At 69.0% G+C, this 23,076-nt stretch carries 20 protein-coding genes; 6 read left to right on the top strand and 14 right to left on the bottom strand.

Annotated elements, in window-relative coordinates; all coding sequences use genetic code 11:
- Positions 1 to 213 precede the first annotated feature (213 nt).
- The 3 genes from EXE51_RS10655 to EXE51_RS10645 are packed head-to-tail and all read right to left on the bottom strand — an operon-like array spanning position 214 to position 5,275.
- Positions 214 to 1,200, bottom strand: a complete 987-nt coding sequence (locus tag EXE51_RS10655) for a ScpA family protein (protein WP_094579589.1) — start codon at positions 1,198 to 1,200, stop codon at positions 214 to 216.
- Positions 1,193 to 4,774, bottom strand: coding sequence for a chromosome segregation protein SMC (gene smc / locus EXE51_RS10650; protein ID WP_137692651.1), 3,582 nt, complete (start codon positions 4,772 to 4,774; stop codon positions 1,193 to 1,195). The genes EXE51_RS10655 and smc overlap by 8 nt, the downstream gene beginning before the upstream one ends.
- An 18-nt stretch (positions 4,775 to 4,792) precedes the next feature.
- Positions 4,793 to 5,275: a hypothetical protein gene (locus EXE51_RS10645; protein WP_049931492.1), complete on the bottom strand. Its 483-nt coding sequence runs from the start codon at positions 5,273 to 5,275 to the stop codon at positions 4,793 to 4,795.
- 178 nt (positions 5,276 to 5,453) lie between these two features.
- Here EXE51_RS10645 and EXE51_RS10640 point away from each other — a divergent pair, with 178 nt between their 5' ends.
- From EXE51_RS10640 to ftsZ, 3 genes are all read left to right on the top strand, one after another.
- Complete coding sequence (locus EXE51_RS10640; RefSeq protein WP_137692650.1) at positions 5,454 to 6,083, top strand: zinc ribbon domain-containing protein; 630 nt, start codon at positions 5,454 to 5,456, stop codon at positions 6,081 to 6,083.
- Between the two features lie 214 nt (positions 6,084 to 6,297).
- A complete protein-coding gene (locus EXE51_RS10635; RefSeq protein WP_006111915.1) occupies positions 6,298 to 6,477 on the top strand; it encodes a ribbon-helix-helix domain-containing protein in 180 nt (59 codons plus the stop codon).
- 4 nt (positions 6,478 to 6,481) lie between these two features.
- Positions 6,482 to 7,732, top strand: a complete 1,251-nt coding sequence (gene ftsZ, locus EXE51_RS10630) for a cell division protein FtsZ (RefSeq protein ID WP_049931490.1) — start codon at positions 6,482 to 6,484, stop codon at positions 7,730 to 7,732.
- A 66-nt stretch (positions 7,733 to 7,798) separates the two neighbouring features.
- On the opposite strand, the gene EXE51_RS10625 is transcribed toward ftsZ, so the two are convergent.
- The gene (locus tag EXE51_RS10625; protein WP_086215900.1) at positions 7,799 to 8,791 is read right to left on the bottom strand and encodes a TIGR00269 family protein; all 993 of its coding nucleotides are present in this window, start codon (positions 8,789 to 8,791) and stop codon (positions 7,799 to 7,801) included.
- A 456-nt stretch (positions 8,792 to 9,247) separates the two neighbouring features.
- Between EXE51_RS10625 and EXE51_RS10620 the strand changes: the two genes are divergently transcribed.
- Positions 9,248 to 9,766 (top strand): DUF4442 domain-containing protein, encoded by a 519-nt coding sequence (locus EXE51_RS10620; protein ID WP_049931488.1) that lies wholly within the window; start codon positions 9,248 to 9,250, stop codon positions 9,764 to 9,766.
- Positions 9,767 to 9,830: 64 nt separating this feature from the next.
- On the opposite strand, the gene EXE51_RS10615 is transcribed toward EXE51_RS10620, so the two are convergent.
- From EXE51_RS10615 to EXE51_RS10600, 4 genes are all read right to left on the bottom strand, one after another.
- Positions 9,831 to 10,589 (bottom strand): response regulator, encoded by a 759-nt coding sequence (locus EXE51_RS10615; protein WP_137692649.1) that lies wholly within the window; start codon positions 10,587 to 10,589, stop codon positions 9,831 to 9,833.
- Positions 10,590 to 10,667: 78 nt separating this feature from the next.
- On the bottom strand, positions 10,668 to 11,621 hold the full coding sequence (locus EXE51_RS10610; RefSeq protein WP_086215902.1) for an alpha/beta fold hydrolase: 954 nt from the start codon (positions 11,619 to 11,621) through the stop codon (positions 10,668 to 10,670).
- A gap of 90 nt (positions 11,622 to 11,711) precedes the next feature.
- Entirely contained in the window at positions 11,712 to 12,887 is a 1,176-nt protein-coding gene (gene meaB / locus EXE51_RS10605; protein ID WP_089308005.1) for a methylmalonyl Co-A mutase-associated GTPase MeaB, read from the bottom strand.
- Entirely contained in the window at positions 12,888 to 13,307 is a 420-nt protein-coding gene (locus tag EXE51_RS10600; RefSeq protein ID WP_049931484.1) for a cobalamin B12-binding domain-containing protein, read from the bottom strand.
- Positions 13,308 to 13,432: 125 nt separating this feature from the next.
- On the opposite strand from EXE51_RS10600, the gene EXE51_RS10595 reads away from it, so the two are divergent.
- Positions 13,433 to 14,365: a VOC family protein gene (locus EXE51_RS10595; RefSeq protein ID WP_137692648.1), complete on the top strand. Its 933-nt coding sequence runs from the start codon at positions 13,433 to 13,435 to the stop codon at positions 14,363 to 14,365.
- 52 nt (positions 14,366 to 14,417) lie between these two features.
- Here the strand turns inward: EXE51_RS10595 and EXE51_RS10590 are convergent, their stop codons facing one another.
- The 5 genes from EXE51_RS10590 to EXE51_RS10570 form a co-directional block, all read right to left on the bottom strand.
- Positions 14,418 to 15,470 carry a sodium:calcium antiporter gene (locus EXE51_RS10590; protein ID WP_086215904.1) on the bottom strand — a complete coding sequence of 351 codons (1,053 nt, stop codon included), beginning with the start codon at positions 15,468 to 15,470 and terminating at the stop codon, positions 14,418 to 14,420.
- A 155-nt stretch (positions 15,471 to 15,625) separates the two neighbouring features.
- Complete coding sequence (pstB, locus tag EXE51_RS10585) at positions 15,626 to 16,459, bottom strand: phosphate ABC transporter ATP-binding protein PstB (protein ID WP_086215905.1); 834 nt, start codon at positions 16,457 to 16,459, stop codon at positions 15,626 to 15,628.
- A gap of 1 nt (position 16,460) precedes the next feature.
- A complete protein-coding gene (gene pstA, locus EXE51_RS10580; protein WP_137692647.1) occupies positions 16,461 to 18,227 on the bottom strand; it encodes a phosphate ABC transporter permease PstA in 1,767 nt (588 codons plus the stop codon).
- A complete protein-coding gene (pstC, locus tag EXE51_RS10575; protein WP_089308007.1) occupies positions 18,227 to 19,201 on the bottom strand; it encodes a phosphate ABC transporter permease subunit PstC in 975 nt (324 codons plus the stop codon). The genes pstA and pstC overlap by 1 nt, the downstream gene beginning before the upstream one ends.
- 56 nt (positions 19,202 to 19,257) lie before the next feature.
- Complete coding sequence (locus EXE51_RS10570) at positions 19,258 to 20,250, bottom strand: PstS family phosphate ABC transporter substrate-binding protein (protein ID WP_049931478.1); 993 nt, start codon at positions 20,248 to 20,250, stop codon at positions 19,258 to 19,260.
- 225 nt (positions 20,251 to 20,475) lie between these two features.
- Here EXE51_RS10570 and EXE51_RS10565 point away from each other — a divergent pair, with 225 nt between their 5' ends.
- Positions 20,476 to 20,772: a hypothetical protein gene (locus tag EXE51_RS10565; protein WP_049931477.1), complete on the top strand. Its 297-nt coding sequence runs from the start codon at positions 20,476 to 20,478 to the stop codon at positions 20,770 to 20,772.
- A gap of 58 nt (positions 20,773 to 20,830) precedes the next feature.
- Here EXE51_RS10565 and EXE51_RS10560 read toward each other — a convergent pair whose 3' ends face one another.
- A complete protein-coding gene (locus EXE51_RS10560) occupies positions 20,831 to 22,993 on the bottom strand; it encodes a (Fe-S)-binding protein (protein WP_089308009.1) in 2,163 nt (720 codons plus the stop codon).
- Between the last annotated feature and the right edge of the window lie 83 nt (positions 22,994 to 23,076).

The raw sequence follows: 23,076 nt of genomic DNA, 5'->3' as shown, positions 1-23,076 counted from the left end.
GTGTGGGGCGGGGCGGGACTCGAAGGGGCAGCCGTGAGGCGGGCAGAGGCGACGTAAGCACCGCAGGAGCGAGTGAAACGAGCGACGAGGAGCGCAGAGAGCGTCTGCCCGCCTCACGGCTGGGGCTTCGGAGGCGTTCGCCGCCGATTGGCGGGCAGCTATTCACTACAGAACGGCGACATCACTGGGGACGGTTCCCTCCCTAGAAACGTATTAGTCCGCGATCGCTTCCGACTCGGCGGTCATCGCAGACGGGTCCTTCACCCAGAGATCGCCGAACAGGTCGTCCTGCTGGAGGCGGACCGAGCCGCGGTGGGCCATGAACAGCAGCGCGAGGTACGTCATGAACGGGCGGCCGCCGGCGCTCTCGATCTCCGCGAACAGCACTTCCGTGCGCCCGCGGTCGAAGTGCGTCCGGAGGACGCCGTCGATCTCCACGATCACCTCCTCGATGTCCTCGTCGTGGGTGCGGTCGGTCGCCTCGCCCGCGGTCGGCTCGCCGTCCTGCCGGAACTCGTCGCCGGCGCGGTAGTCGAGCGTCTGCGTGCCGCGGGCGTGGCCGTGCGGCGACTCCGAGGTGTCGTACTCCCGGGAGTCCTTCCACCACGAGCCGCGCTCGGCCTCGCGCAGTTCCCGCACGAGCTCGTCGAGCGTCTCCGGCGACCCGCGAGTGTTCTTCCGGTCGAGCCGGCGGTCAATCTCGGCCTCCAGCTTGTCGACCGGGTCGAACCCGTCGGCGGCCGGGTCGGGCGCGCCGCCCTCCATCGCGACCTCCCACGGCTCTGGCTCCGGCTCCTCGTCCTCGTCGTCGTCCGCCAGCATGCCGTCGCTTTTCATCCGGAGGAGGACGCTGGCGTAGAACAGCGCCCGGCCGGTCGTTCGGAGGTCCGTCTCGTCGAGTTTCTCCAAGAAGGCGTCCGTCACTTGGACGATGTCGATGTCCCACGGTTCGATCTCGCCCTCCTCCGCGAGCTGGACGAGGAGCTCGACTGGCTCGACCTCGTCGTCGTCGGTCTCGTCCGGCGGTGCGACATCGGGCACGTCCGACGGTGAGACGTCGGGCACGTCCAAATCGGGCGCGCCGGTCGACTCCGCCTCGTCTCCGGACGCGTCGTCCGTGAACGGGGGCGCGCCGTCGCGGTCGCTCGTCAGGTCGAGGTCCGGGACGCCGCCGGCGGCCCCGTCGCCCTCCTCAGTCATCCGCGCTCACCTCCTCGTCGGCGTCGTCGCCGAACTGCATCCCGGTCACCGCCGAGAGGTTGTCGCCCTGCATCGTGACGCCGATGGCGCGGTCCGAGCGCTCCAACAGCGCCGCGCGGTGGCCGACGACGACGAACTGCGCCTCCTCGGCCAGCTCCTCTATCATCTCGCCGACGCGCTCGGCGTTGACGGCGTCGAGGAAGGCGTCGATCTCGTCAAGCGCGTAGAACGGCGCGGGGTTGTGGCGCTGAACGGCGAAGATGAAGGACAGGGCGGTGAGCGACTTCTCCCCGCCGCTCATCGCGTCGAGCCGCTGGACCGGCTTGTCCGCGGGCTGGGCCTTCATCGTCAGCCCCTCCTCGAACGGGTCCTCGGGGTTCTCCAAGACGAGCTCCCCCGTCCCGGCCGAGAGGCGTGCGAAGATGTCCTCGAAGTGGTCGTTGATCGACTCGAACGTCTCCATGAACGTCTCCTTCTTCGCCGCCTCGTACCCCTCGATGCGTTCCTCGATGGCGTCGCGCTCCTCGACGAGCACGTCCCGGCGCTCCCGGAGCTCGTCGAGCGCGGCCTCGACCTCCTCGTACTCGTCGATCGCGAGCATGTTCACCGGCTCTAACGCCTCCATCTCGGTCTCCAGCTCCTCGATCCGCGACTCCACCTCGTCGAGGTCGGGGATCTCGTCGGCCTCGTAGGCGCCGACCTGCGACTCTAACTCGTCGATCTCCCACTCCAAGCGGTCGCGGCGGTCGGTGAGGTCCGACAGGTCCGACTCGGCCTCGGCGACGAGCGACCGCTGCTCGTCGCGCGCCTGCGTCGCCTCGCGGATCTCCTCGCGGAGTTCCTCCCGGTCGCTTTTCAGCGCCGAGAGCTCTTCTTCGAGGTCGGCGATCGCCTCCTTCTTCGCTTCGAGCTCCGCCTCCCTCTCCTCGATCGCCGCCTCGTGGTCGGCGATCGCCTCCTCGGCCTCCGCCTTCGCGTTTTGGGCCTCCTCGACGTTGTCGTGGAGGTCGTCGAGCGCGTCCTCGGCGTACCCCTTCTCTAACTCCAGTTCGTTGATCCGGCCGTCGAGCGAGCTCATGCGGTCGTCGAGGTCGCCGATCTCGGCGCGGATCTCGTCGGCGCGCTCGGAGAGCTCGGGGATCTTCGAGTCGGCGAGTTCGGCCTCGATCTCGTCGATCTCGGCCGCGAGCTCGTCGATCTCCGCGTCCGTCTCCGCCAGCTCCTCGTCTAACGCGGTCATCTCCGCGTCGACCGACTCGCGTTCCGCCTCCAGCTCCTCCAGTTCGGCCTCTAGCTCCTCGATCCGGGCTTCCGCCTCCGCGAGGTCGTCTTCTGCGCGCTCGACGTCCGCCTCCAGCGACCGGACGCGCTCGGCCGCGTCGGCCTTCCGGTCGCGCGCGTCCTCGATGTCGTCGTCGAGCGCGTCGATCTCGGACTGGACCGACCGGCGCTCGTCTTCGAGTTCCGAGATCTCCGTCGCGAGCCGTTCGATCTTGCCGCCGCCGGACTTCGTGAACGAGTAGCGGGAGCCGCCGCCGGAGCCGCCGGTCATCGCGCCCGACTTCTCGACGAGGTCGCCGTCGAGGGTGACCATCCGGTAGTCGCCCATCAGATCGCGGGCGGTCGCCATGTCCTCGACGACGAGCGTCGAGCCGAGCACGTACGAGAAGATCGACTCGTACTCGGCGTCGTAGTCGACGAGGTTCCGCGCGAAATCGACGACGCCCGGCAGCGAGGGTTTCCGCGGCAGGCTCCGGTCGTCCATCTCCGTGACGGGGAGGAACGTCGCCCGGCCCGCGTTGCGCCGCTTGAGGTAGTCGATACAGGTCGAGCCGACACCGTCGTCGTCGACGACGACGTTCGCCAGCCGCCCGCCGGCCGCGGTCTCGCAGGCTTCGGCGTACTGGGCTTCGACAGAGGCGAGTTCGCCGACCGCGCCGTGGACGCCGTCGATGCCGCCGTTCTTCACCTCGGTGACCGCCCGGGGCCACGAGGCGTCGCCGCGCTGGTCGGCCGCCGCCTCCAGCTTGGCGTACTCATTCTGCTTCTCGCGGAGGGTGTCCTCGATCGCCTCGAGGCGCTCCTCTGCTTCCGCCTTCTCGGCGAACAGGTCGGCGACCGCGTCCTCGATGGTCGCCTGATTCTTCTCGGCCTTGTCGAGCTCCCCTTTCAGCTCGGAGATCCGCGCTTTGTGTTCCGGGAGCGACTCCCGGGCCTCCTCCAGCTCCTCGCGAGCCTCGCTCACCGCGTTCGAGCGGCGGCGGGCCTCGTCGAGCAGCCGGTCTTTCTCGCGTTGCGTCTCGTTTTTTTCCTCGCGGAGCGACTCGATCGCCTCCTTCTTCTCCGACAGCTCGGCCTTCAGCTCGTCGAACTCGGTGTCGGCACCCTCGATCTTCGCCTCGACGTCGGCCAACTCGGAGCGCTTCGTCGCCAACTCCGATTTCACCGAGGCCTTCTCCACTTTCGTCTCGCGGATCTCGCCTTCCAACTCCTCGATTGTCTCCTCCTTGCGGTCGATCTGGACGAACGCCTGCCGGCGGTCGTTCTCGGCGGACTCGGCGCGCGACTCCGCCGACTCGATCCTGTCTTCCAGCCGCGAGATCCCGCCTTTGATCTCCTCGATCTCCGAGCGGATCTCGATCTGCTCGTCTTCGCCCTTCGTCTCGATCTCGTGGTTGAGGTCTTCGAGGTCCTCCTCCAGCCGGGTGAGCTTCCCCTGTCTGGCGTCGAGTTCCGCGCGGAGCTCACCGAGGTCCGCCTCGGCCTCGTCGATGTCGGCCTCGACGGTCGCGAGCGCGTCGCGCTTCTCCTCCAGCTCGGAGGCCTTGCGGAACCCGCGGTACTCCTCTAACTCGTCGCGGAGCTCCTGGTACTGGAGGGCGGTCTCGCGCTCGTCGGAGAGCCGGTCGAGCCGGTCCTCCTTCTCGCCGATCCGGAGGTCCGCCTCGCCGATGCGGTCCTCGACGGTGTCGAGCTCCTCGTAGGCGGCCTCCTTCTTTTCGTCGAACTCGGCGACGCCCGCGATCTCGTCGATTATTCCCCGCCGCTGGTAGGGGGTCATATTGATGATCTCGGTGACGTCGCCCTGCATGACGACGTTGTACCCCTCCGGCGTCACGCCCGCGGCCGCGAGCAGATCCTGAACGTCCGAGAGGTTCACCGAACGGCCGTTGAGGTAGTAGTACGAGTAGTAGTTGTCCTCGGTCTCCTTGACGCGCCGCTTGATCGTGATCTCGGAGACGTCGCCGACGTTCTCCGTGCCGGCCGCGGAGACGACCTGCGACCGGTCGAGGGTCCCGTCCTCGTTGGAGAGAACCACGGTCACCGAGGCCTCGTTCGGCCCGTCGGCGGCCTCGCCGTCGTCGTGGCCGGGGTTGTAGATGAGGTCGGTGAGCTTCTTGGCGCGGATCCCGCGAGTGCGGGCGAGGCCGAGCGCGAACAGCACGCCGTCGATGATGTTCGACTTCCCCGAGCCGTTCGGGCCGGTGACGACCGTGAAGTCCTCGTAGAAGGGGATCCTCGTCGTTCGCCCGAAGCTCTTGAACCCGTCCAGAACGACTTCAGTGATGTGCATGTGGTCGGAGGCGACCGGTTACGCGACGATGATGTCGTCGCCCTCACTCGACTCGCCCTCGTCGTCCTCGGCGGGCTCCTCGGCCGCCGCGTCGGCGTCGGGCGTCGTCGCCGACTGCTCGGGCACGATGACGTCCTCACCGTCGCTCGCGGCGTCCGCGCTGGCCGCGTCCGCCCCGTCGGACGACTCCTCGACGGACTCGAAGACGTCGACGTGGTCGTCGGAGTGGGTCGTCCGCTCGCCGCCGGACGCCGAGTCGTCCCCGGCCTCCTCGGCCGCGGGGTCGTCTCCCGCCGAGCGATCGGCCGCGGGCTCGGCGTCGGACGCACTCGCCTCGGCGCCGGCCGCCGGGCCGGCGGCGTCGGCCTCGACCGCGACCGACCGCTCGTCTTCGAGCTGTCGGACGCGTTCCTTCATCTCGACGAGCTCCTCGGTGAGCCCGTTGACCGCCGCCTGTAGCTCCGCGACCTGCCGTTCGAGGTCCTCGACGCGGTTACTCATTATATTCACGCATGCTCGCGCGACGCGTATAAATCTGCGTCAGACACATGTGTGACCAAATACCACGATCGGGGGCGAACGCCGCGGCGTATCGACGTTCGGCCAAACATTTCGGATTCGGTAAACGTGTCAGACAACGGGGGAAGATACTTGTACCGACCGGCGGTACGAGTCCGGTATGAGCAAGATCACCTTCCGGGCGGACGACGACCTCGTCGACCGGCTGGAAGCGTGTGACGCCTCCAAGAGCGAGGTGATGCGGGAGGCGCTCCGGACGCACCTCGACGAGGTCGACGCGGAGGACGGCGCGTCCGACGCGTCCGACGCCGCGGCCGGGAGCGTCGACGACGCCCTCGCGGACCGCGTCGACGAGCTGATCGCGGAGCGGCTCGACGCGGCGCTCGACGAGCGGCTCGGCTCGGCGGACGGCGCCGGTCTACCCGCGTACGCGCCCGGCGGCGCCGGCGACGTCAACGTAAACGTCACGCTCGACTCGCCGTCGGCCGGGTCGAGCGAGCCGGCGGAGGCCGTCAGTGTGGCGCGTGAGACGGCCGAGGCGGCGGACTCGGGCGGACGTAAGACGGAGGATAGCGTCGGTGCCCGGAACCGTGAGGCGCAGACGGGCGAAAGTGCTTGCGGTGGCTGCGGCGAGGTCGTCCCGCGAGAGCACGTGTACTGCCCGAACTGCGGAGAAAAGCAGTCGCACAGAGCGTTCTGCGAGTGCGGTGACGAGATCCGGACGGACTGGGCGTTCTGCCCTGGCTGCGGTCGGCGGACCCCGGCCGCAGACGTATTGAAAGACAGGTAACTGGTTGTAAGCGCTCAAATCCGTCGAAATCGACCGACTCAGCGGTCTGTCTTACAACGTCCGATAGTTTTATATTGGTAGCCTCGGTGATTTGAGTTGCGTAAGACGGTCGTCTTACAACGGGCGTCCGGCTCGGGGCACGGCCCCCTGCCCGGGCGGCTCCGGACTGTAAGACACACGCGTCGCGTGTTCGCCGTCTTACCGGGGGAATACAATGGAGCGTGTGACACTACGAATCCCGAAACAGCAGATCGACGAGGTCGAACAGATGGTGGAAACGGGCGAGTTCCCGAACCGGAGCGAGGCGATCCGGTCGGCCGTCCGCGACATGTTGAACGAACAGGACGGCGAGCGCGACGAGCGCGGCCGCAACCGCAGCTGGGCGAAGGTGTAAACTGATGCAAGATCTCGTTCAGGACGCCCTCGACAACGCGGAAGCGGAGAAACGCGACATGGACGTCGACATGGACGACGACGAGTTCGGGGACCCCCGGATCGTCATCGTCGGTGCCGGCGGCGCCGGGAACAACACGGTCAACCGGCTGTACAACATCGGCGTCGACGGCGCCGACACCGTCGCCATCAACACGGACAAACAGCACCTCAAGATGATCGAGGCCGACACCAAGATCCTCGTGGGCAAGTCGCTCACGCAGGGGCTCGGTGCCGGCGGCGACCCCAAGATGGGCGAGCGCGCCACGGAGATGGCGCAGGGGACGATCAAAGAGGTGCTCGGCGACGCGGACCTCGTCTTCGTCACCGCCGGCATGGGCGGCGGCACGGGCACCGGCGCGGCGCCCGTCGTCTCGAAGATCGCCAAAGAGCAGGGTGCCATCGTCGTCGGGATGGTGTCGACCCCGTTCAACGTCGAGCGCGCCCGGACGGTGAAAGCCGAAGAGGGGCTCGAAGACCTCCGGAACGAGGCCGACTCGATCATCGTCCTCGACAACAACCGCCTGCTCGATTACGTCCCGAACCTGCCGATCGGGAAGGCGTTCTCCGTGATGGACCAGATCATCGCGGAGACGGTGAAGGGGATCTCCGAGACGATCACCCAACCGAGCCTCATCAACCTCGACTACGCGGACATGTCGACGATCATGAACCAAGGCGGCGTCGCGGTCATGCTCGTCGGCGAGACGCAGGACAAGAACAAGACCCAAGAGGTGGTCAACGACGCGATGAACCACCCGCTGCTCGACGTCGACTACCGCGGCGCCTCCGGCGGGCTCGTCCACATCACTGGCGGCCCGGACCTCACGCTGAAGGAGGCCGAGGGAATCGCGAACAACATCACCGAGCGGCTGGAGGCGAGCGCCAACGTGATCTGGGGCGCACGCATCCAGGAGGAGTACAAGGGGAAGGTGCGCGTCATGGCGATCATGACGGGCGTCCAGAGCGCGCAGGTACTCGGCCCCTCCACCCAGAAGCAGGCCGACAAGTCACGGGCGGCGGTCAACGCCGACGACCTCGGCGACTCGCGCTCCCGGGCCGCCGAGGCGAACGAGGCAGCAGGCGGTGCGGGCGGCGCAGGCGGCGCGGGCAACAGGGGCGAGCCGGCGGTCTCCGGCGGCACCGACCGCGGCTGGGAGTCCGACGGCGGCAGCGACCAGATCGAGAAGAACAACGGACTCGACGTCATCCGCTGACCCTCGGTCGTCCGGGGATCGACCGCGGTCGACTTTTTCCGACGCGCCGGCGCGCGTCTTCCGCGCTCAGACGGCTTCGATCGATTCTAGCAGCCGGCACTTCCGACAGACGTCGCGACTCGTCTGCGAGCCGCAACGCTCGCACTCGCGGAGGGCGGAGCTCTCGCCGTCGGCGTCGTCTCCCTTCTCGCCGTCCCCGCGGTAGGCGTCGGCCGCGAGCGCGGACAGTTCCTCGTAGCCGGCCATGATCGAGTGGCGCGCGCCGGGGTGGTTCTCCTCTAAGGCGTGGATCGTCGACTGGATCTCGCCGCGGTACGCCTCTTCGGCGTGGGGGCACTCCGCCATGTGCGTGGGGAGGTCGCGGACGTGGCAGTACAGCGCGATCTCCTTTTCGGGCACGTCGCGGAGCGGCTTGGCACGCGGGACGAACGCGTCGGTGTCCCCGCGCTCGTCGAAGGGCCCGAGCGAGGCGTCGAAGTGTTTCGCGACCTGCCGCACGTCGCCTTCGAGGAAGTTCATCATGGCGGTCTGCGCCTCGTCGTCGAGGTTGTGTCCGGTGAGCAGCTTGTCCGCGTCGAACTCGGCGGCGTAGTTCTCCAGCAGGTCGCGGCGGAACACGCCGCAGTACGCGCAGGCCGCCATATTCTCGGGGTCGTCTTCGACCACGTCGTCCATCCGCACGTCGAACTCCTCCTCGTAAGACACGAGTTCGTGGCGCATGGAGAGGTCGTCGGCCAGCTCCACGCAGGCGTCCACGCTCGCGTCGCGGTACCCCTCGATCCCCTCGTGGATCGTTAAGGCGAGCATCTCCACGCGGGGGTCCTTCCCGAACACGTCGTCCAGGATCGTCGTCAGGGCGACGCTGTCTTTCCCGCCGGAGAGGCCGATCACCCAGCGGTCGGGGTCGTCGGGGGTCGCGTCCGGGTCGAGGAGGCCATCCTCGCGGACCCGACGCTTCACGCGCTTCTCGACCGACTGCCGGAGGTGTTCGCCGCAGAGGTGCGCCCCGGAGTAGGCGGCGTGGTGGATCGCGTCGGCCCCGCACTTGTCGCACTCCATCGGTGTCGGGTTGCGGTCGCGCGGGGATACCCGTTTCGGGCCAGCTACGCGAAGAGAGTAGTGAGACGGGGCGGCGGCGACGCCGGCGCAAACGATTCCGAGAGCCCGACCGTTCGCTCGGGAGTGGCGGAACACGGATTGGTCGAAACCGCCTCCGAGGCCCCAGCCGCGAGGCCCCGCACCTCACGCCTCCCCAGCCTCGTCGCCGGCTGCCAGAGGCGCCTCGCGCCTCGCTCCCGCTCACGCCCCGCGGGCGTTCGCGGCGTCCCTCGGGCGTGCTCCTCGCGGCCTGTCGGCCGCTCGCAGGCACGCGCCGTCGAGATCCGCGTAAACGCGTGTTAGACGCCAGTGATCCACGACTGAAGCCGTGGGATTCCTCCCTGTTCCTCTGTGAAACCCCGGACGCGTTGTCGCCGGTTCCGACACCGGTTTGTCGGCGGAACCCCCCGAATCGGCGTGACCGATTCCCCGACTGGGGTCGACCGCGATCCCGACCCGCGACCGCTTCGCGAGGACCCGCCGGCGGAGAGCCGCCGGACCCGGCTCTGGCGGTACGGGTTCAACCTCCTGCCCGCGTACCGGGGGACCGGGGCGCGCGTCGACCACATCGCCGCCGGGTGGCGGTACGTCCGGATTCGGGTTCCGCTGAACTGGCGCACCCGGAACGCGGTCGGCACAATCTTTGGCGGCAGTATCTACGCCGCGATCGACCCGGTGTACATGATGATGCTCCGCCGCGTCCTCGGCGACGGGTTCACCGTGTGGGACAAGTCGGCGGCGCTGGAGTTCATCGAGCCGGGTCGCGACACGCTGTACGCGGAGTTCGAACTGCCGTCCAACGAAACCGAGGCGATCCGCGAGGAACTCGACCCGGGCGAGTCGACCGACCGCGAGTACCTCGTCTCACTCGTCGACGAGGACGGGGGGGTCCACGCGGCCTGCGAGAAGACGCTGTACGTCCGCCGCGACGAGTGAGGAGCCGTCGCGAGGACTGCGAAGGCGTCAGTGAGAAGCCGTCGCGAGCCGGCGGCGGGTCGGCTCAGTCGTCGGCGGCGCGTCCGACGGGGTCGAGCGGCGACACCGAGATGACCAACCGGTCGTCCGCGGTGGTGCTCACCATCTTCGACTCGGCGAACCGGCTGCCGTCCGCCCGGAGCCCCGTGCTCGTCCCGCTCCACCGCTCGCCGCCGGTTACGGCCGGGATGATGTGGGTGCGGATGTGCTCGACTTCGTCGGCGGGGTGGAGCCGCTGCCACGGCTCACCTTCGAGCTCCTCGGGGTCGTACCCGTACAGTTCGCCGTACTCCTCGCCGACGAACTCGAAGGTGCCGTCCGGTCCCACGGTACAGACGCCGTCGAGCGCGACATCCGAGGGACGGCCGTCGTCGAAGCCGGCGTCGAGGCGCCCGCGCTCGCCCGCCTCGGCGCGTTTGACGCGGCGGAGCAGTGCGGTGTAACCGTCCGCACCGCCGTGTTTCGAGACGTAGTCGCTGACGCCTTCGCGGACCATCTCGGCCGCGATCTCGTCGGGACCGGTCGCCGAGAACAGCAGGAACGGGAGCTCCGGCTCGGCCTCGCGCGCCGCCGAGAGCAGTTCGACGCCGGTGAGGCCGGGCATGTCGTAGTCGCTGACGACGCAGTCGAACGACTCGCGCTCGACGCGGCGGAGCGCCTCGCGAGGGTCCGTCTCGGCCGCCGTCTCGCAGCCGAGGTCGTCGTCTCGTTCGAGGTGCGCCGCCACGAGCCGGGCCAGCCCCGGTTCGTCGTCGACGCACAGGAGGCGAAACGTGTCCGTCATTGCGAGTCCTCGGGGAGTGGCGTACTTATCCGTGACCGTTCGATATTCACGGCTGAGAATCGCGGACGAGACCGGTCGTTACGCGGTCGCGCCGGCGACGAGCGCCTCCTCGACCGTCTCGACGAAGCGGTCGGGGTGTTCGACGTGCGGGAGCAGCCGCGCGCGGTCGAAGACGACGAGGCGCGCGTCGGCCGCGTCCGCGAGTTCGCGGCCGTCCGTCAGGGGGCTCACGGTCGCCTCTCGGCCCCAGACGATCGTCGGGGGCACGTCGAGGTCGGCGAGCGCGGCCGCGAGGTCGATCTCGCTGTTGAGCGTCCCGGAGACGAACGACGCGGGTGCGAAGCGCGCGTTCTCGACGTGGGTCGTGCGCCACTCGTAGTCGGTCCACTCCGCGCTCGGGTTCGCCGGGTCGTCGTAGCCGTGGTCGGCGTTGAAGTACCGTATCGACGGCTTCGCCGTGATGGCGTTGAACAGCGCCCGGCCGACGAGCGGCGCGCGGAGCAGTTCGCGGAGCCACCCCTTCGCCGGACTCGGCCCCGCGGTCGCGGTGGGACAGACGGCGAGGAAGCCGCTCAGCTCGACCCCGCCGTCCGCGTCGCCGTCGTCGACCGCGGCGGCCGCGTACGCCGCCGACAGCGAGGAGGCGACGACCGCGGGCTCGTCGAACTCGGCGAGGAAGTCGTGAACGAAGTCCTCGTACAGCGCCGCGGAGTACCGGAGCGGCGGCCGGTCGGAGCGGCCGTACCCCGGGAAGTCGGGCGCGACAACGTGGTACTCGTCGGCCAGGTCGTCGAACACCGCGCGCCACTCGCCGGAGGAACCGGCGGCGTTGATCCCGTGGAGCAACACGAGGTCGGGGTCGTCCGGATCGCCCGCCTCGGTGTACGCGACATCCATCCCGCGCCAGCGGAAGAGGCCGTCGTCGCCGTCGAGCGGGGGCTCCAGTTCGCCCTCGTAGCGGAGGCCGGTGTTGAGCGCGGCGAGCGCGCCGACGCCGAGGACGGCGCCGCCGAGGAGGTTCCTGAGCTTCATACAAACTGTTGGTTCGCTGGCGACTTATACTCGTGGGACGCGGCGGAACACCGCCCCTCGGAGCGGGCCGGGCGTTCGGGGAACCGCCCGTCAGTCGCCGGCGTCGCCGTCCGCGGCCTCGTCGACGCAGTCGGCGATCGGACCGACGATCGCCTCGGCGACCGCGTACGGGTCCGTCTCCCGGTCGCGGACGCGCTCCGCGAGCCGGTCGATCCCGCCGTGCCGTTCGATCTCGGCGGTCGCGAGCGACCCCACGTCCGCCCGCACGAGCGTGCGGATCTCCTCGGCGTACCGGCGCCGCTCCGTCGCCGCGATCCGACCGGACTCCCGGAGGTAGGCCGCGTGCGCGTCGAACGTCTCGATCAGCGCCGCCACGCCCTCGCCGGTGTTCGCGACGGTCTCTAACACGTCGGGCGTCCACGACCCGTCGGAATCGTCCGCGTGCGGATCGGACCCGCTGTGTCCGGACCCACCCGCGCGGTCGCCGTCGCCGTGATCGGACGACGAGCCCCCGGCGCCGGTCGGGGCCGTCGAGGTCGCGCCGTGGTGGCCGGCGTCGCGTCCGGTCGTACCGCCCTCGCGGCGGTGGACCATCTCCTCTAGCTCGGCGACGGTCCGCTGTGCGCCGTCCATGTCGGCCTTGTTGACGACGAACACGTCGCCGATCTCGAGGATTCCGGCCTTCAGCGTCTGGACGTCGTCGCCGGAGCCGGGCTGGACGAGCACCGCGACCGTGTCGGCCGTGCGGACCACGTCCACCTCGTTCTGTCCGGCGCCGACGGTCTCTAACACGACCAAGTCCTTCCCGAAGGCGTCGAGCGCCTTCACGGCGTCCGCGGTCGCCGTCGAGAGTCCCCCGAGCTGACCGCGCGCGCTCATCGACCGGAAGAACACGTCCATGTCGCCGACGTTCGACCCCATCCGGATACGGTCGCCGAGGACGGCGCCGCCGGTGTACGGCGAAGAGGGGTCGACCGCGATCACGCCGACCGTGTCGCCGCGCTCGCGGTAGGCGGCGGCGAGCTTGTCGACGAGCGTCGACTTCCCGGCGCCGGGCGAGCCCGTGATCCCGACCACGTCCGCGCCGCCGGTGTGCTCGTGGAGCGCGGAGACGATCGCCCGGTAGCCCGGCGTCCGGTTCTCAATCTTGGTGATCACGCGGGCGAGGGCGCGGTGGCTCCCCGCGAGGAGGTCCTCGACGAGCGCGGCGTCCGCCTCGGAGAGCGTCGGCGCGTCGGCGACTGCGGATGCGTCCGGCCCGGCCATCTACGCGCGCTCCGGAACGTTGTTCCGGATGAACTCGATCGTCTCCTCCATCGGCGTCCCGGGGCCGAACACCTCGGCGACGCCGAGCTCCTTCAGGTCGTCCTCGTCCTCGTCCGGAATGATCCCGCCGACGAGGACAAGGGTGTCGTCGAACGCGTCGTACTCCTCGAGCCCCTCGATCACCTTCGGGACCAAGGTGTTGTGCGCGCCCGAGAGAATCGAGATGCCGAGCACGTCCACGTCCTCCTGAACCGCCGCCTGAACGATGTCCTCGGGCGCCCGGTGGAGCCCGGAGTAGACGACCTCGAAGCCGGCGTCGCGGAACGCCCGCGCGATCACGTGTGCGCCCCGGTCGTGGCCGTCGAGCCCCACCTTCGCGACCAGACACCGGACGGCCCGCTCCTGCTGTTCGGCACTCATGCCCCATGGTGGGTCACGTGCCCGCTTGATTCTAACGGAAGATAGGGAAGGTCCGAGCGGGGGACCCCCTCCGATCCGGATCCGCCACCGACGCGTTGAACGCGCGGACGACCGTAGATCGTCTCGTGACCGACACCAACGACGGCGATTCCGCTACCGCCGCGAGCGACCGCGGAGGCGGCCTTCCGCCCGAAACGCGGATCGGCCGCGGGGCGCTCCGGGTCGCCGACCTCGACGAGGCGGTCGCGTTCTACCGCGACGTGGTCGGGCTCTCCGTCCTCGACCGCAACGACGGGCGCGCGACGCTCGGGGCGGGAGGGGCCCCGCTGCTCGTGTTGGAACGCGACGCCGACGCGCCGGACCGAGAGCGGAGCGACGCCGGGCTCTTCCACACCGCGTTTCGTGTTCCCTCGCGGGCCGCGCTCGGCGAGGCGCTGGCGCGCGTCCGGGAGGGGTGGCGCCTCGACGGCGCCTCCGACCACCTCGTCAGCGAGGCGCTGTACCTCGACGACCCGGAGGGAAACGGGGTGGAGATATACCGCGATCGGCCGCGGGAGGAGTGGCCCCGCACCGGGAGCGGAACGGCGCGGATGGCGACCGAACCGCTCGATATCGAAGGAGTCGCCGAGACCGCCGGCGACGGGAGCGACGGCGGCGGAGTCGGCTCCGCCGCCCTCGTCGATCGCGCTCCCGCCGACACCGATTTGGGTCACGTACACCTCGAAGTGACCTCGCTGTCGGCGTTCGAGGCGGTGTACGTCGACGGACTCGGCTTCGCGACGGGGATGAGCGGCCCTGACGTCCGGTTCGTCGCGGCCGGCGGCTACCACCACCACCTCGGCGCGAACACGTGGCGAGGGCGGACGACGCCGGCCGGCGGGCGCGGGCTGGCGTGGTTCGAAGTGGTCGTTCCGGACGTGGCCGCGCTGGACGCGGTCCGAACGCGGCTCGACGCGGTCGCGGCCGAGGGCGACGCCGAGTTTGCGGTCGCCGAGCGCGACGACGGGATCGTAGTCACCGACACCGACGGCATCGAGGTCCGCGTTCTGACTGAGTAGTCGGTCCCGCGGGTCCGCTCAGTGGCCGGCCTCGGACCGGCTCACGAACCGCTCACCCGACGATCGTCCGGAGCGTCGACTCGGTCAGGAAGGCGGTGACCCCGAGCGCCTCGGTCGTCATCCACCCGAGGAACACCGCGTACATGGCGAGGAAGACGTACCCCTCCTCGGTCGATATCTCGAAGTCCGTCGCGGACAGCACCACGACGACGAGCGTCGTGTAAAACAGGAACAAAAGCAGCGGGACGGAGGTGAGGAAGCCGATCGACACCCCGCCGGCGAGGATGACGCCGATCGGCAGCGCCGCGACGAGGTTGAACGTGTTCGTCCCGAAGACGTTCGCGACCGCCGCCCGCTTGTCGCCCGCCTGCCCCATCTTCACGCCGACGAGGAGGTCCGGGAACGAGCTCATCACCGAGAGCACGGTCACGGAGATCAGGAACGGCGGCGCGCCGAGCGCGTCGGCGACCTGAAGCGTCATGCCGATCATCGACTCGACGCCGACGAGCACGACGGCCAGCCCGCCCGCGAACAGGCCGAGCTGCTTCGGGACGTTCGTCGACTCGGCCCGTTTCCGATCCGACGCGCCGCTCTTGCCGCCGACGAGCAGGATGACGTACACGCCGTACAGTACCAACAGCCCGACGCCCATCTGCGGGGAGATCCGGGCGAGCTCCCGCCCGTCGGTCCCGAGGACGCCCAAGGCGATCACGCCGAAGAGGGCGAGGACCGCGACCGTGTAGAAGATGGCGTCGCGGTAGACGATCCCTTGCGTCGTCGCCGTGTCGCCGCTCGTGATGGCGACCGCGGCCGGGATGACCAAGATGTTGAACACCGCCGTACCGATGAGCGCCCCGGCGCCGACGCCGAACTCGCCGAGGACCAAGACGGAGATCACGATGATCGCGAGCTCGGGGAACGACGTAGCGGCCGCGACGATCAGCCCGCCCTGTACCGCCTGCGAGACGCCAAAGTGGTCGCTGATCTTCGAGGTCGTGGACTCGACGACGTTCGCGCCCTTCCACGTCAGGAGGAACCCGATCACGCCGAGCGCGATCCAGACGGCGAGCGGCTGGTCGCCGATGAGCTCGTAGAGTATCGTCACCGTGCTATCGGTACGCACGGAGCCGATTAGTGATTCCGGAAGCGCTCGGGTGGTCCGGGCGTCGGTGCGTCAGTCCGCCGGACGGCGCCCGCCGCGCGCGGCGACCGCACCGCGTCGGCGGCCGTTCCGGATTCCCGGACGAATTTCGAGGAACGTTATCCGAACTTGCCCGTGATGTAGTCCTCGACGCGCTGCGCTTCGGGGTCCTCGAAGATCTTCGCCGTGTCGTCGTACTCGACCAGCTCGCCGCCGGTGAGGAACACGGCCGTCCGGTCGGAGATCCGGGCCGCCTGCTGCATGTTGTGCGTGACGATGATGACCGTGTACTCCTCCGCGAGGTCGTCGATCAGGTCCTCTATCTTCGAGGCCGCGACGGGGTCCAACGCGGAGGTCGGCTCGTCCATCAGGATGACCTCCGGGTCGGGTGCGATGGCCCGGGCGATACAGAGGCGCTGCTGTTGCCCGCCGGAGAGTTCGAGGCCCGAGGAGTCCAGCTGGTCTTTCACCTCGTCCCACAGCGCGGCGCCCTTCAGCGACTCCTCGACGCGCTCGTCGACGTCGCCGTCGAACCCCTGGATCTTCAGCCCGTACGCGACGTTGTCGCGGATCGACTTCGGGAACGGGTTCGGCTTCTGGAACACCATCCCGATCTTCCGGCGCAGGGCGACGGGGTCGACGTCGGCGTCGTACACGTTTTTGCCGCCGAACTCCACGTCCCCCTCGACGCGGCAGATCTCGATCATGTCGTTCATCCGGTTAATACACCGGAGGAACGTCGACTTCCCGCAGCCCGAGGGGCCGATGAGCGCGGTGACGCGCTCTTCGGGGATCTCCATCGTCACGTCGTCGATGGCCTGCTCGTCGCCGTAGTAGACGTTCAGGTTCCGCGCCGCCACCGCGGTGCCCGCGGCGGGCGCCGCGCTGTCGTCGTTCGAGTCCGCCTGTACCTCCGTCGTGATGAGCGAGTCGTCTGATGTGGTGTTACTCATGTTAGCTCCCCCGTTCCGCGCGGTTCCGCAGCAGAATCGCCGTCCCGTTCATGCCGACGAGGATGAGAAGTAGCGTGATAACGCCTGCGGCGACGACGCCGTAACGGAAGTCGGCCTGCGGGAAGCCGGCCCACGTGTAGATCTGCATCGGCATGGCGCTGAACCGACTGAACAGGCTGTCCGGCGCCCTGAACACGGTCGTCGCCGCGCCGATCATGATCAGCGGCGCCGTCTCGCCGATCGCGCGGCCGAGCGCGAGGATCGTCCCGGTGAGGATGCCCGGCATCGCCTCGGGCAGCACCACGTTCTTCGTCGTCTGCCAGCGCGTCGCGCCCATGGCGTCGGAGCCGCGCCGGAGGTCGTCCGGCACCGACCGGATCGCCTCCTGCGCGGAGATGATCGTGATCGGGAGGATGAGCAGCGACAGCGTCAGCGCCGCGGTCACCGCCGTCCCGATGCCGAGCCCGAGGAGGTTCGCGAACAGTCCCAGCCCGAGGAGCCCGTAGACGACCGACGGCACCGCCGCGAGGTTCGCGATGTTGACCTGGAGGATCCGCGTCAGCGTCCCGAGCGGCCCGGTCCCCGGCGTGTATTCCTCCAGGAAGACGGAGGTGCCGACCCCGAGCGCGAACGACAGCACGGCGACCAGCGCGATGATGATGACGGACCCGACGATGGCCGGATAGAGTCCGGCGTCCGACGGCGTCCGAGAGGGTGCCGCCGTGAGGAACGACCCGTCGAGCCACGGGTCGGGGGCCGGGAAGCCAAGTGCTCCGACGATCAGCGCGCCCAGGACCGCGCCCGCGGCGAGGAGCAGCGGGAGCCCGAGGCCGGCGAGACCCTCGCCGGCGTCGACGACGCGAGAGACGTACACCGCGGTCGGCACGCCGATCGAGACGAGCACGAGGAGGACCGTCGGGGAGGGCAGCCCGGCGCCGGGCGCCAGGAACCCCCCGGCAGTCGCGGCGGCGAGCGGGACGCCGCCGACGGCGGCCGCGGCGACGCGCCCCCGGCGGTCGGCAACGAGGAGCGCCCCCGCGACCGCGACCGGGACGGCGACCGTCCAGAGGTAGATGATCAGGTCCGACGGGTACGTCGGGATCACCTCGCGGAGGAACACCGCGGCGACCAGTCCGCCGAGGCCGACCGGCGCCGCCGCGGTCCGCGCTCGGGGCGTCGACCGTCGCCGCCCGAACGCGTACAGCCCGACGGCCGGGAGGACCCCGAGCGTGTACGCGAGGAACCACAGCAGCGGGTCGAACACGAGGAACAGCGTGCCGACCGCGAGCCCGACGGCGGCTCCGCCGACCAGCCGCCCGAGGAGTCCGAAGCCGACCGCGCCGACGCGGCCGCCGCTGCCGACGTACGCGAGGTACGCGGTGACCGGGGCCGCGACGACGAAGAGGTACGCGAGCTGCCAGTTGAGCCGCGGAATCGGCACGACGATCGCCTCGATGGCGGTGAACAGCGCGGCGACGGCGACGAGGCCGCCGCCGAGCGCGCCGAGCGCGCGTCGGGTCACGGTCGGGTCGCTCGCGCTGTACAGGCAGAACGCGAGGAACGGGACGACGAGCGTGAGGAAGTACGTCAGCAGCCACTCCGGGCTCGCGTTCGCGAGATCGAAGGCGTCGATGGCGACGTACACGAGGAGCACGCCGAGCGCGACGAGGCCGAACACGCTCGCGCCCAGGGACAGGTACTCGAAGACGATTCCCCGGACTCGACTGACCTCGCCGAAGCCGTTCGCGTTCGCGTTGTCGGTCGCCATCAGTACTCCTCCCGGTAGCGTTGCGCGATGATATCACTGATCACGTTCATGACGAGCGTTACCGCGAACAGCGCGAGGCCGAGCGCGAACATGGAGTTGTACGGGAGCGTCCCGCCGGTGAGGTCGCCGCCGGTGATCTGGACCATCGCGACGGTGATGGTCATCCCGGACTCCAAGAGCACGTCGGCCGGGTTGACGAAGGGGATACCGAAGAGCGCCTCCCGGACCGCGGGCATCCGCGCCTGCGCGCCCATGGCGACGACGACGATCATCGTCTCGCCGATAGCGCGGGAGACGGCGAGGATGTACGAGGAGGCGATCCCGGAGATCGACGCCGGGACGACGATGCCGGTCGACACCTCGAACTTGGTCGCGCCGAGCCCGTAGCCGGCCTGCCGCAGCTCGTCGGGCACGGCGCTCATGGCGTCCTCGGAGATCGACGACACCATCGGGATCGTCATGATCCCGACCATGATCGACGCGGACAGGGCGTTGAACGTGCTCATCTCCGGGAACAGCGTCGCCTTCAGCGCCGGAGTGACGTACACGAGCGCGAAGTACCCGTACACGACCGTCGGGATCCCCGCGAGGATCTCCAACAGCGGTTTCAGGATCGACCGGGCGTTCGGGGTCGCGTACTCGCTGAGGTAGATTGCCGTGAGCGTCCCGATCGGGATCGAGATGAACGCCGCGGTGATCGTCACCGTGATCGTCCCGATGAGAAGCGGGATGATGCCGAACGCCTGCCCGCCGCCGGCCGGGTTCGGGCTCCAGTTGGTGCCGGTGAGGAACTCGGCGATCGAGATCGAGCGGAAGAACACCACCGCGTCCGACAGGAGCGTGACGAAGATTGCGGCCGTGGTGAGCAGGGTTATCGCCGCACACGCCGCGAACAGGCCGCCGTAGGTTCCCTCTTTCAGTCGTGTGAGCCCGCCCCGCCGCGACAGGTCGGGACTCTCTGTGCTGTCAGTCACGAACGGTGGGGTATCGAACGCTGTCGTAAATCAATACACCGGTTCATCGCGCCGGCTCAGCCCTGCGCCTGCTCGATCGCGTCTTCGAGCGTCTGCATCTGTTCCTCCTGCGTCTCCTCGGTGGCGGGCACGTAGCCGACGTCGTTGGCGACGAGCTCCTCGTTCGTCGTCTGTTCGACGAAGTAGCGGGCGAACTCGGCGATGTGCTCCTCGCCGAGCGACTCGATCGACGGGTAGGTGAAGAGGGGCCGCGAGAGCGGCGTGTACTCGCCCGACGAGGCAGTTTCGAGGCTCGGCTCGACCGGCCCGTCGCCGTCGTCGATGCCGAGGGCCTTCAGCTGGTCGGGGTTCTGGAAGTAGTACGCGAAGCCGAAGTAGCCGATCGCGTACGGGTCGCCGGAGACGCCCTGGGCGATCGTGTTGTCCTGCTCAGTCGCCTGATAGTCGCTGGTGTGGCCCTCCTCTTCGAGGATCGCCTCGATGAAGTAGTCGTACGTGCCGGAGGTGTCGGCGGCGCCGAAGCGGTTTATCTCCTCGTTCGGGAACTCGTCGCGGACCTCGTCCCACGTCTGGACGGGGTCGGACTTCCAGATCTGGGCGAGCTCCTCGGTCGTGAGCGAGTCGATCCAGTCGGCGTCGGGGTTGACGACGACCGTGAGCGCGTCGGTCGCCGCGATCAGCTCGACGTACTCGACGCCGTTCTCCTCGCATAGCTCCTCCTCCTCGGGCTGGATCGGGCGGCTCGCGTTGTTGAAGTCGGTGTCGCCCGTACAGAAGAAGTTCGAGAATCCGCCGCCGGACCCCGTCGAGCTGATGTCGGGGTCGACGCCGGGGTGCTGCTCGGCGAAGTCCTCCATGACCGCGCTCATCAGCGGGAACACCGTGCTCGAACCGGCGATGTTGATCGGACCGGAGAGCTCGTCGCCGCCCGAGCCGCCGTCTCCGCTCTGCGTACAGCCGGCGAGACCGAGCGCCCCGGCGCCGGCGATCGCCGCGAGCGATTTCCGCCGCGTGATTCCCGTTGCGTCCGCGTCGTGACTGGACTCCATTACGTGTGGGTGGACGAGTTCCGGTTAAGTAGTATGCTATGAACGGTACGTGGTGTCGCATACTCCCCAGTACGGCTATATGCTTCCACATATTCTATATAGTAGTATATACTCCCGAAGAGCGACGGTCGGCGGGGAGAGACGGCGGCGCGCGGCTCCTCGGCGCCGGATCGGGGCGAAACCGGGACGTGGTTTTAAGTCCTCGTACCGGGAGAACCCGGACGAATGACGCCTCCCACGACCGACGGGCCGCCGGCGCCGACGACCTCCCGGGAGGAGGCGTGGGTGGCTCACGCCGCACTGCTCGACGCCGCGCGGAGCGCGACCGACGACGAGGCACCGTACCACCGCCCGATCGAGTCGTTAGAGCGGGGCGCGGCGCTCGACGACGAGGGCGTCGCCCTGCTCCGCGACGCGCTCGTCGACTACCTCGGCGACGCGCCGGTCCGCGACCGCGCCCCCGGGCGAGCGCTGTTGCGGCGCACGGACGAGGCGACGGACCGGCGGTCGCGGCGAGCGTAGGGACGGCGGTCGCGGCGAGCGTCTCGGTCCGGCGGCTCCGACGGACCGAGTCCCCACGCTACGATCCGACCTCCACCGCCTCGATCAGCAGCTCCGCCACGTCAACGATCTCGATCTGGTCCTCGAAGTCCCCCGTCTTCCGCCCGTCCTCGAACATCGTCGTACACATCGGACAGGCCACGACGAACTTCTCGATCGACGCCCCCGCGTCGGTGTCCTCGACGGCCTCACGGAGGCGCTCCTCGCTCGGCTTGACTTCCTCCTCGTGTTCGGTCCAGAGCCCGCCGCCGCCGCCGCCGCAGCAGAACGAGTCGTCCCGCGACCGGGGCATCTCGTGGAGGTCGGCGCCGGTCGCCCGGATGAGCTCGCGGGGCGCCTCGTACTCGTCGTTGTACCGGCCGAGGTGACATGGGTCGTGGTAGGTGACGGTGTAGTCCAGCTCGTCGCCCGAGAGGCCGAGCCGGCCCGCCTCGACCAGCTCCTCGACCACCTGCGTCCAGTGGAACACGTCGACCGCGCCGTCAGCGTTCCACGGCTCCTCGCGCTCGAACGGCATCATCGGGTCGTCCGCGAACTCCGCGAAGTCGACCTCGGGGTACTCGTTTTTGATCGTGTTGTAGGAGTGCGGATCGGTACAGACGATGTTCTCGAACTCGCAGTCAGCGAACGTCTCGACGTGGTGGCCGGCGAGTTCGAGGTAGAGGAACTCCTCGCCGATCCGGCGGATGTCGTTGCCGTCCGTCTTCTCGTCGTCAAAGAGGATGCCGAACGACACGTCCGCCTCGTCGAAGAGGCGGGCGAGCGCACGCGCGACCTTCTTGTTCCGATCGTCGAAGCTCGGGTAGTCGCCGACGTACCAGAGGTACTCCACCTCGGTCTCGCGGGCGTCCGGGACCTCGACGCCGTCGAGGTCGTCGGCCCAGTCGCCGCGGGTCGCCTGGGAGTCGCCGAAGGTGTTCCCCTTCTGCATCACGTCTTGGAACACGTCTTGGAGGTTCGAGTCGACCGCCCCCTCGTCGACGAGCTGGCGGTTCATTTTCGTGAAGGAGGTGAGGTGCTCGATGTCGACCGGGCAGGCGTCCATACACGCCATACAGGACATACAGGACTCCATCGACTCGGCGTCGATGACGCCGCCCTCGTCGGCGACGATGGGGACCGTGCCGCCGTCGGTCGCCGCGGGACCGCCTCCGCCGCCCGAGCCGGCCACCGGGTCGTCGCTCACCGACTCGCGGTACGACTTCAGATCGAGGATGACGTTCCGCGGGTCGAGGTTGCGCCCGACCGTGTCGGCGGGGCAGGCGTCGGTACACCGGCCGCACTTCGTACAGGCGTCGCCGTCCATCAGCTCCTTCCAGGTGAAGTCGTCGAGCGACTCCGCGTTCGTGTGGTCGAGGTCCGCGGGGACGTTCGGGAGCCGCGCGCCCGCCTTCTCGTCGCGGGCGACGACGTTGGCGAACGACGAGATCATGTGGAACGGCTTCGCGTAGGGGATCCACGCCACGAACGCGAACGCCAGCAGCGAGTGGCTCCACCAGAGGACGCCGTATATCGCCTCGGCGCCCGCGGCCGTGAGCCCGGCCGACTCCAGCCCGGTCGCGAGCGCCATCCCGACGAAGCTCACCGTCTCGGTCGCCCGCCCCGGCTGGCCGACCATACTCACGCCCTCGACGACGAAGCCGCCGACGCCGAGCAGGAACAGCGTCCACACGAACGCGTCGTCCTCGAAGGAGGTGTGTTTGCCCCACAGCCGCCCCTCGCGCTGCCGGTAGCGGCGGTACGCGGCCATGCCGACGCCGACGACGAACAGCAGGCCGAACGCGTCGACGGCGAACTGGTACGCGAGGTAGAAGTCGCCGACCCAGAAGGACTCGCCCGTGAGCGGACGGTAGAGGTCGATGTCGATCCCGAGGATGGTCGTCGCGACGAGCAGGACGAGGAACCCCCACAGCACGAACGTGTGCATCACGCCGGTGTAGAGGTCCCCGTCGAACTGGTTCTCGTTCGCGAGGACGGTCTTCGTCGCCCCGATCACCCGTCCGGGGAGGTCCGACAGCCGGTCTCGCGGGTCTTCGCTCCCGCGCGCGTACGCCGCGAACCGCGCGTACACGCCGTACAGGAAGACGAGGATCGCGACGACGGCGAGCCAGTAGAACGCGGCCTTCCCCACCGGACCGATGGTCCAGAAGGTTTCGCGGGTGGCCGCCTGTAAGGGAGTCATGATCGATCACCGGGATACGGCCGGGTTAAAACTTGCCACAGCGCAGCGGTCGCCGCGCGGCGTTCGCGCGAATCGAAGGACTC

Origin of the sequence: Halorubrum sp. CGM5_25_10-8B (genome assembly GCF_005435095.1) — an archaeon.
Taxonomy (GTDB): domain Archaea; phylum Halobacteriota; class Halobacteria; order Halobacteriales; family Haloferacaceae; genus Halorubrum; species Halorubrum ezzemoulense.
The sequence above is the reverse complement of the archived record's forward strand: the minus strand, read 5'-3'. Positions and strand labels throughout refer to the sequence as shown.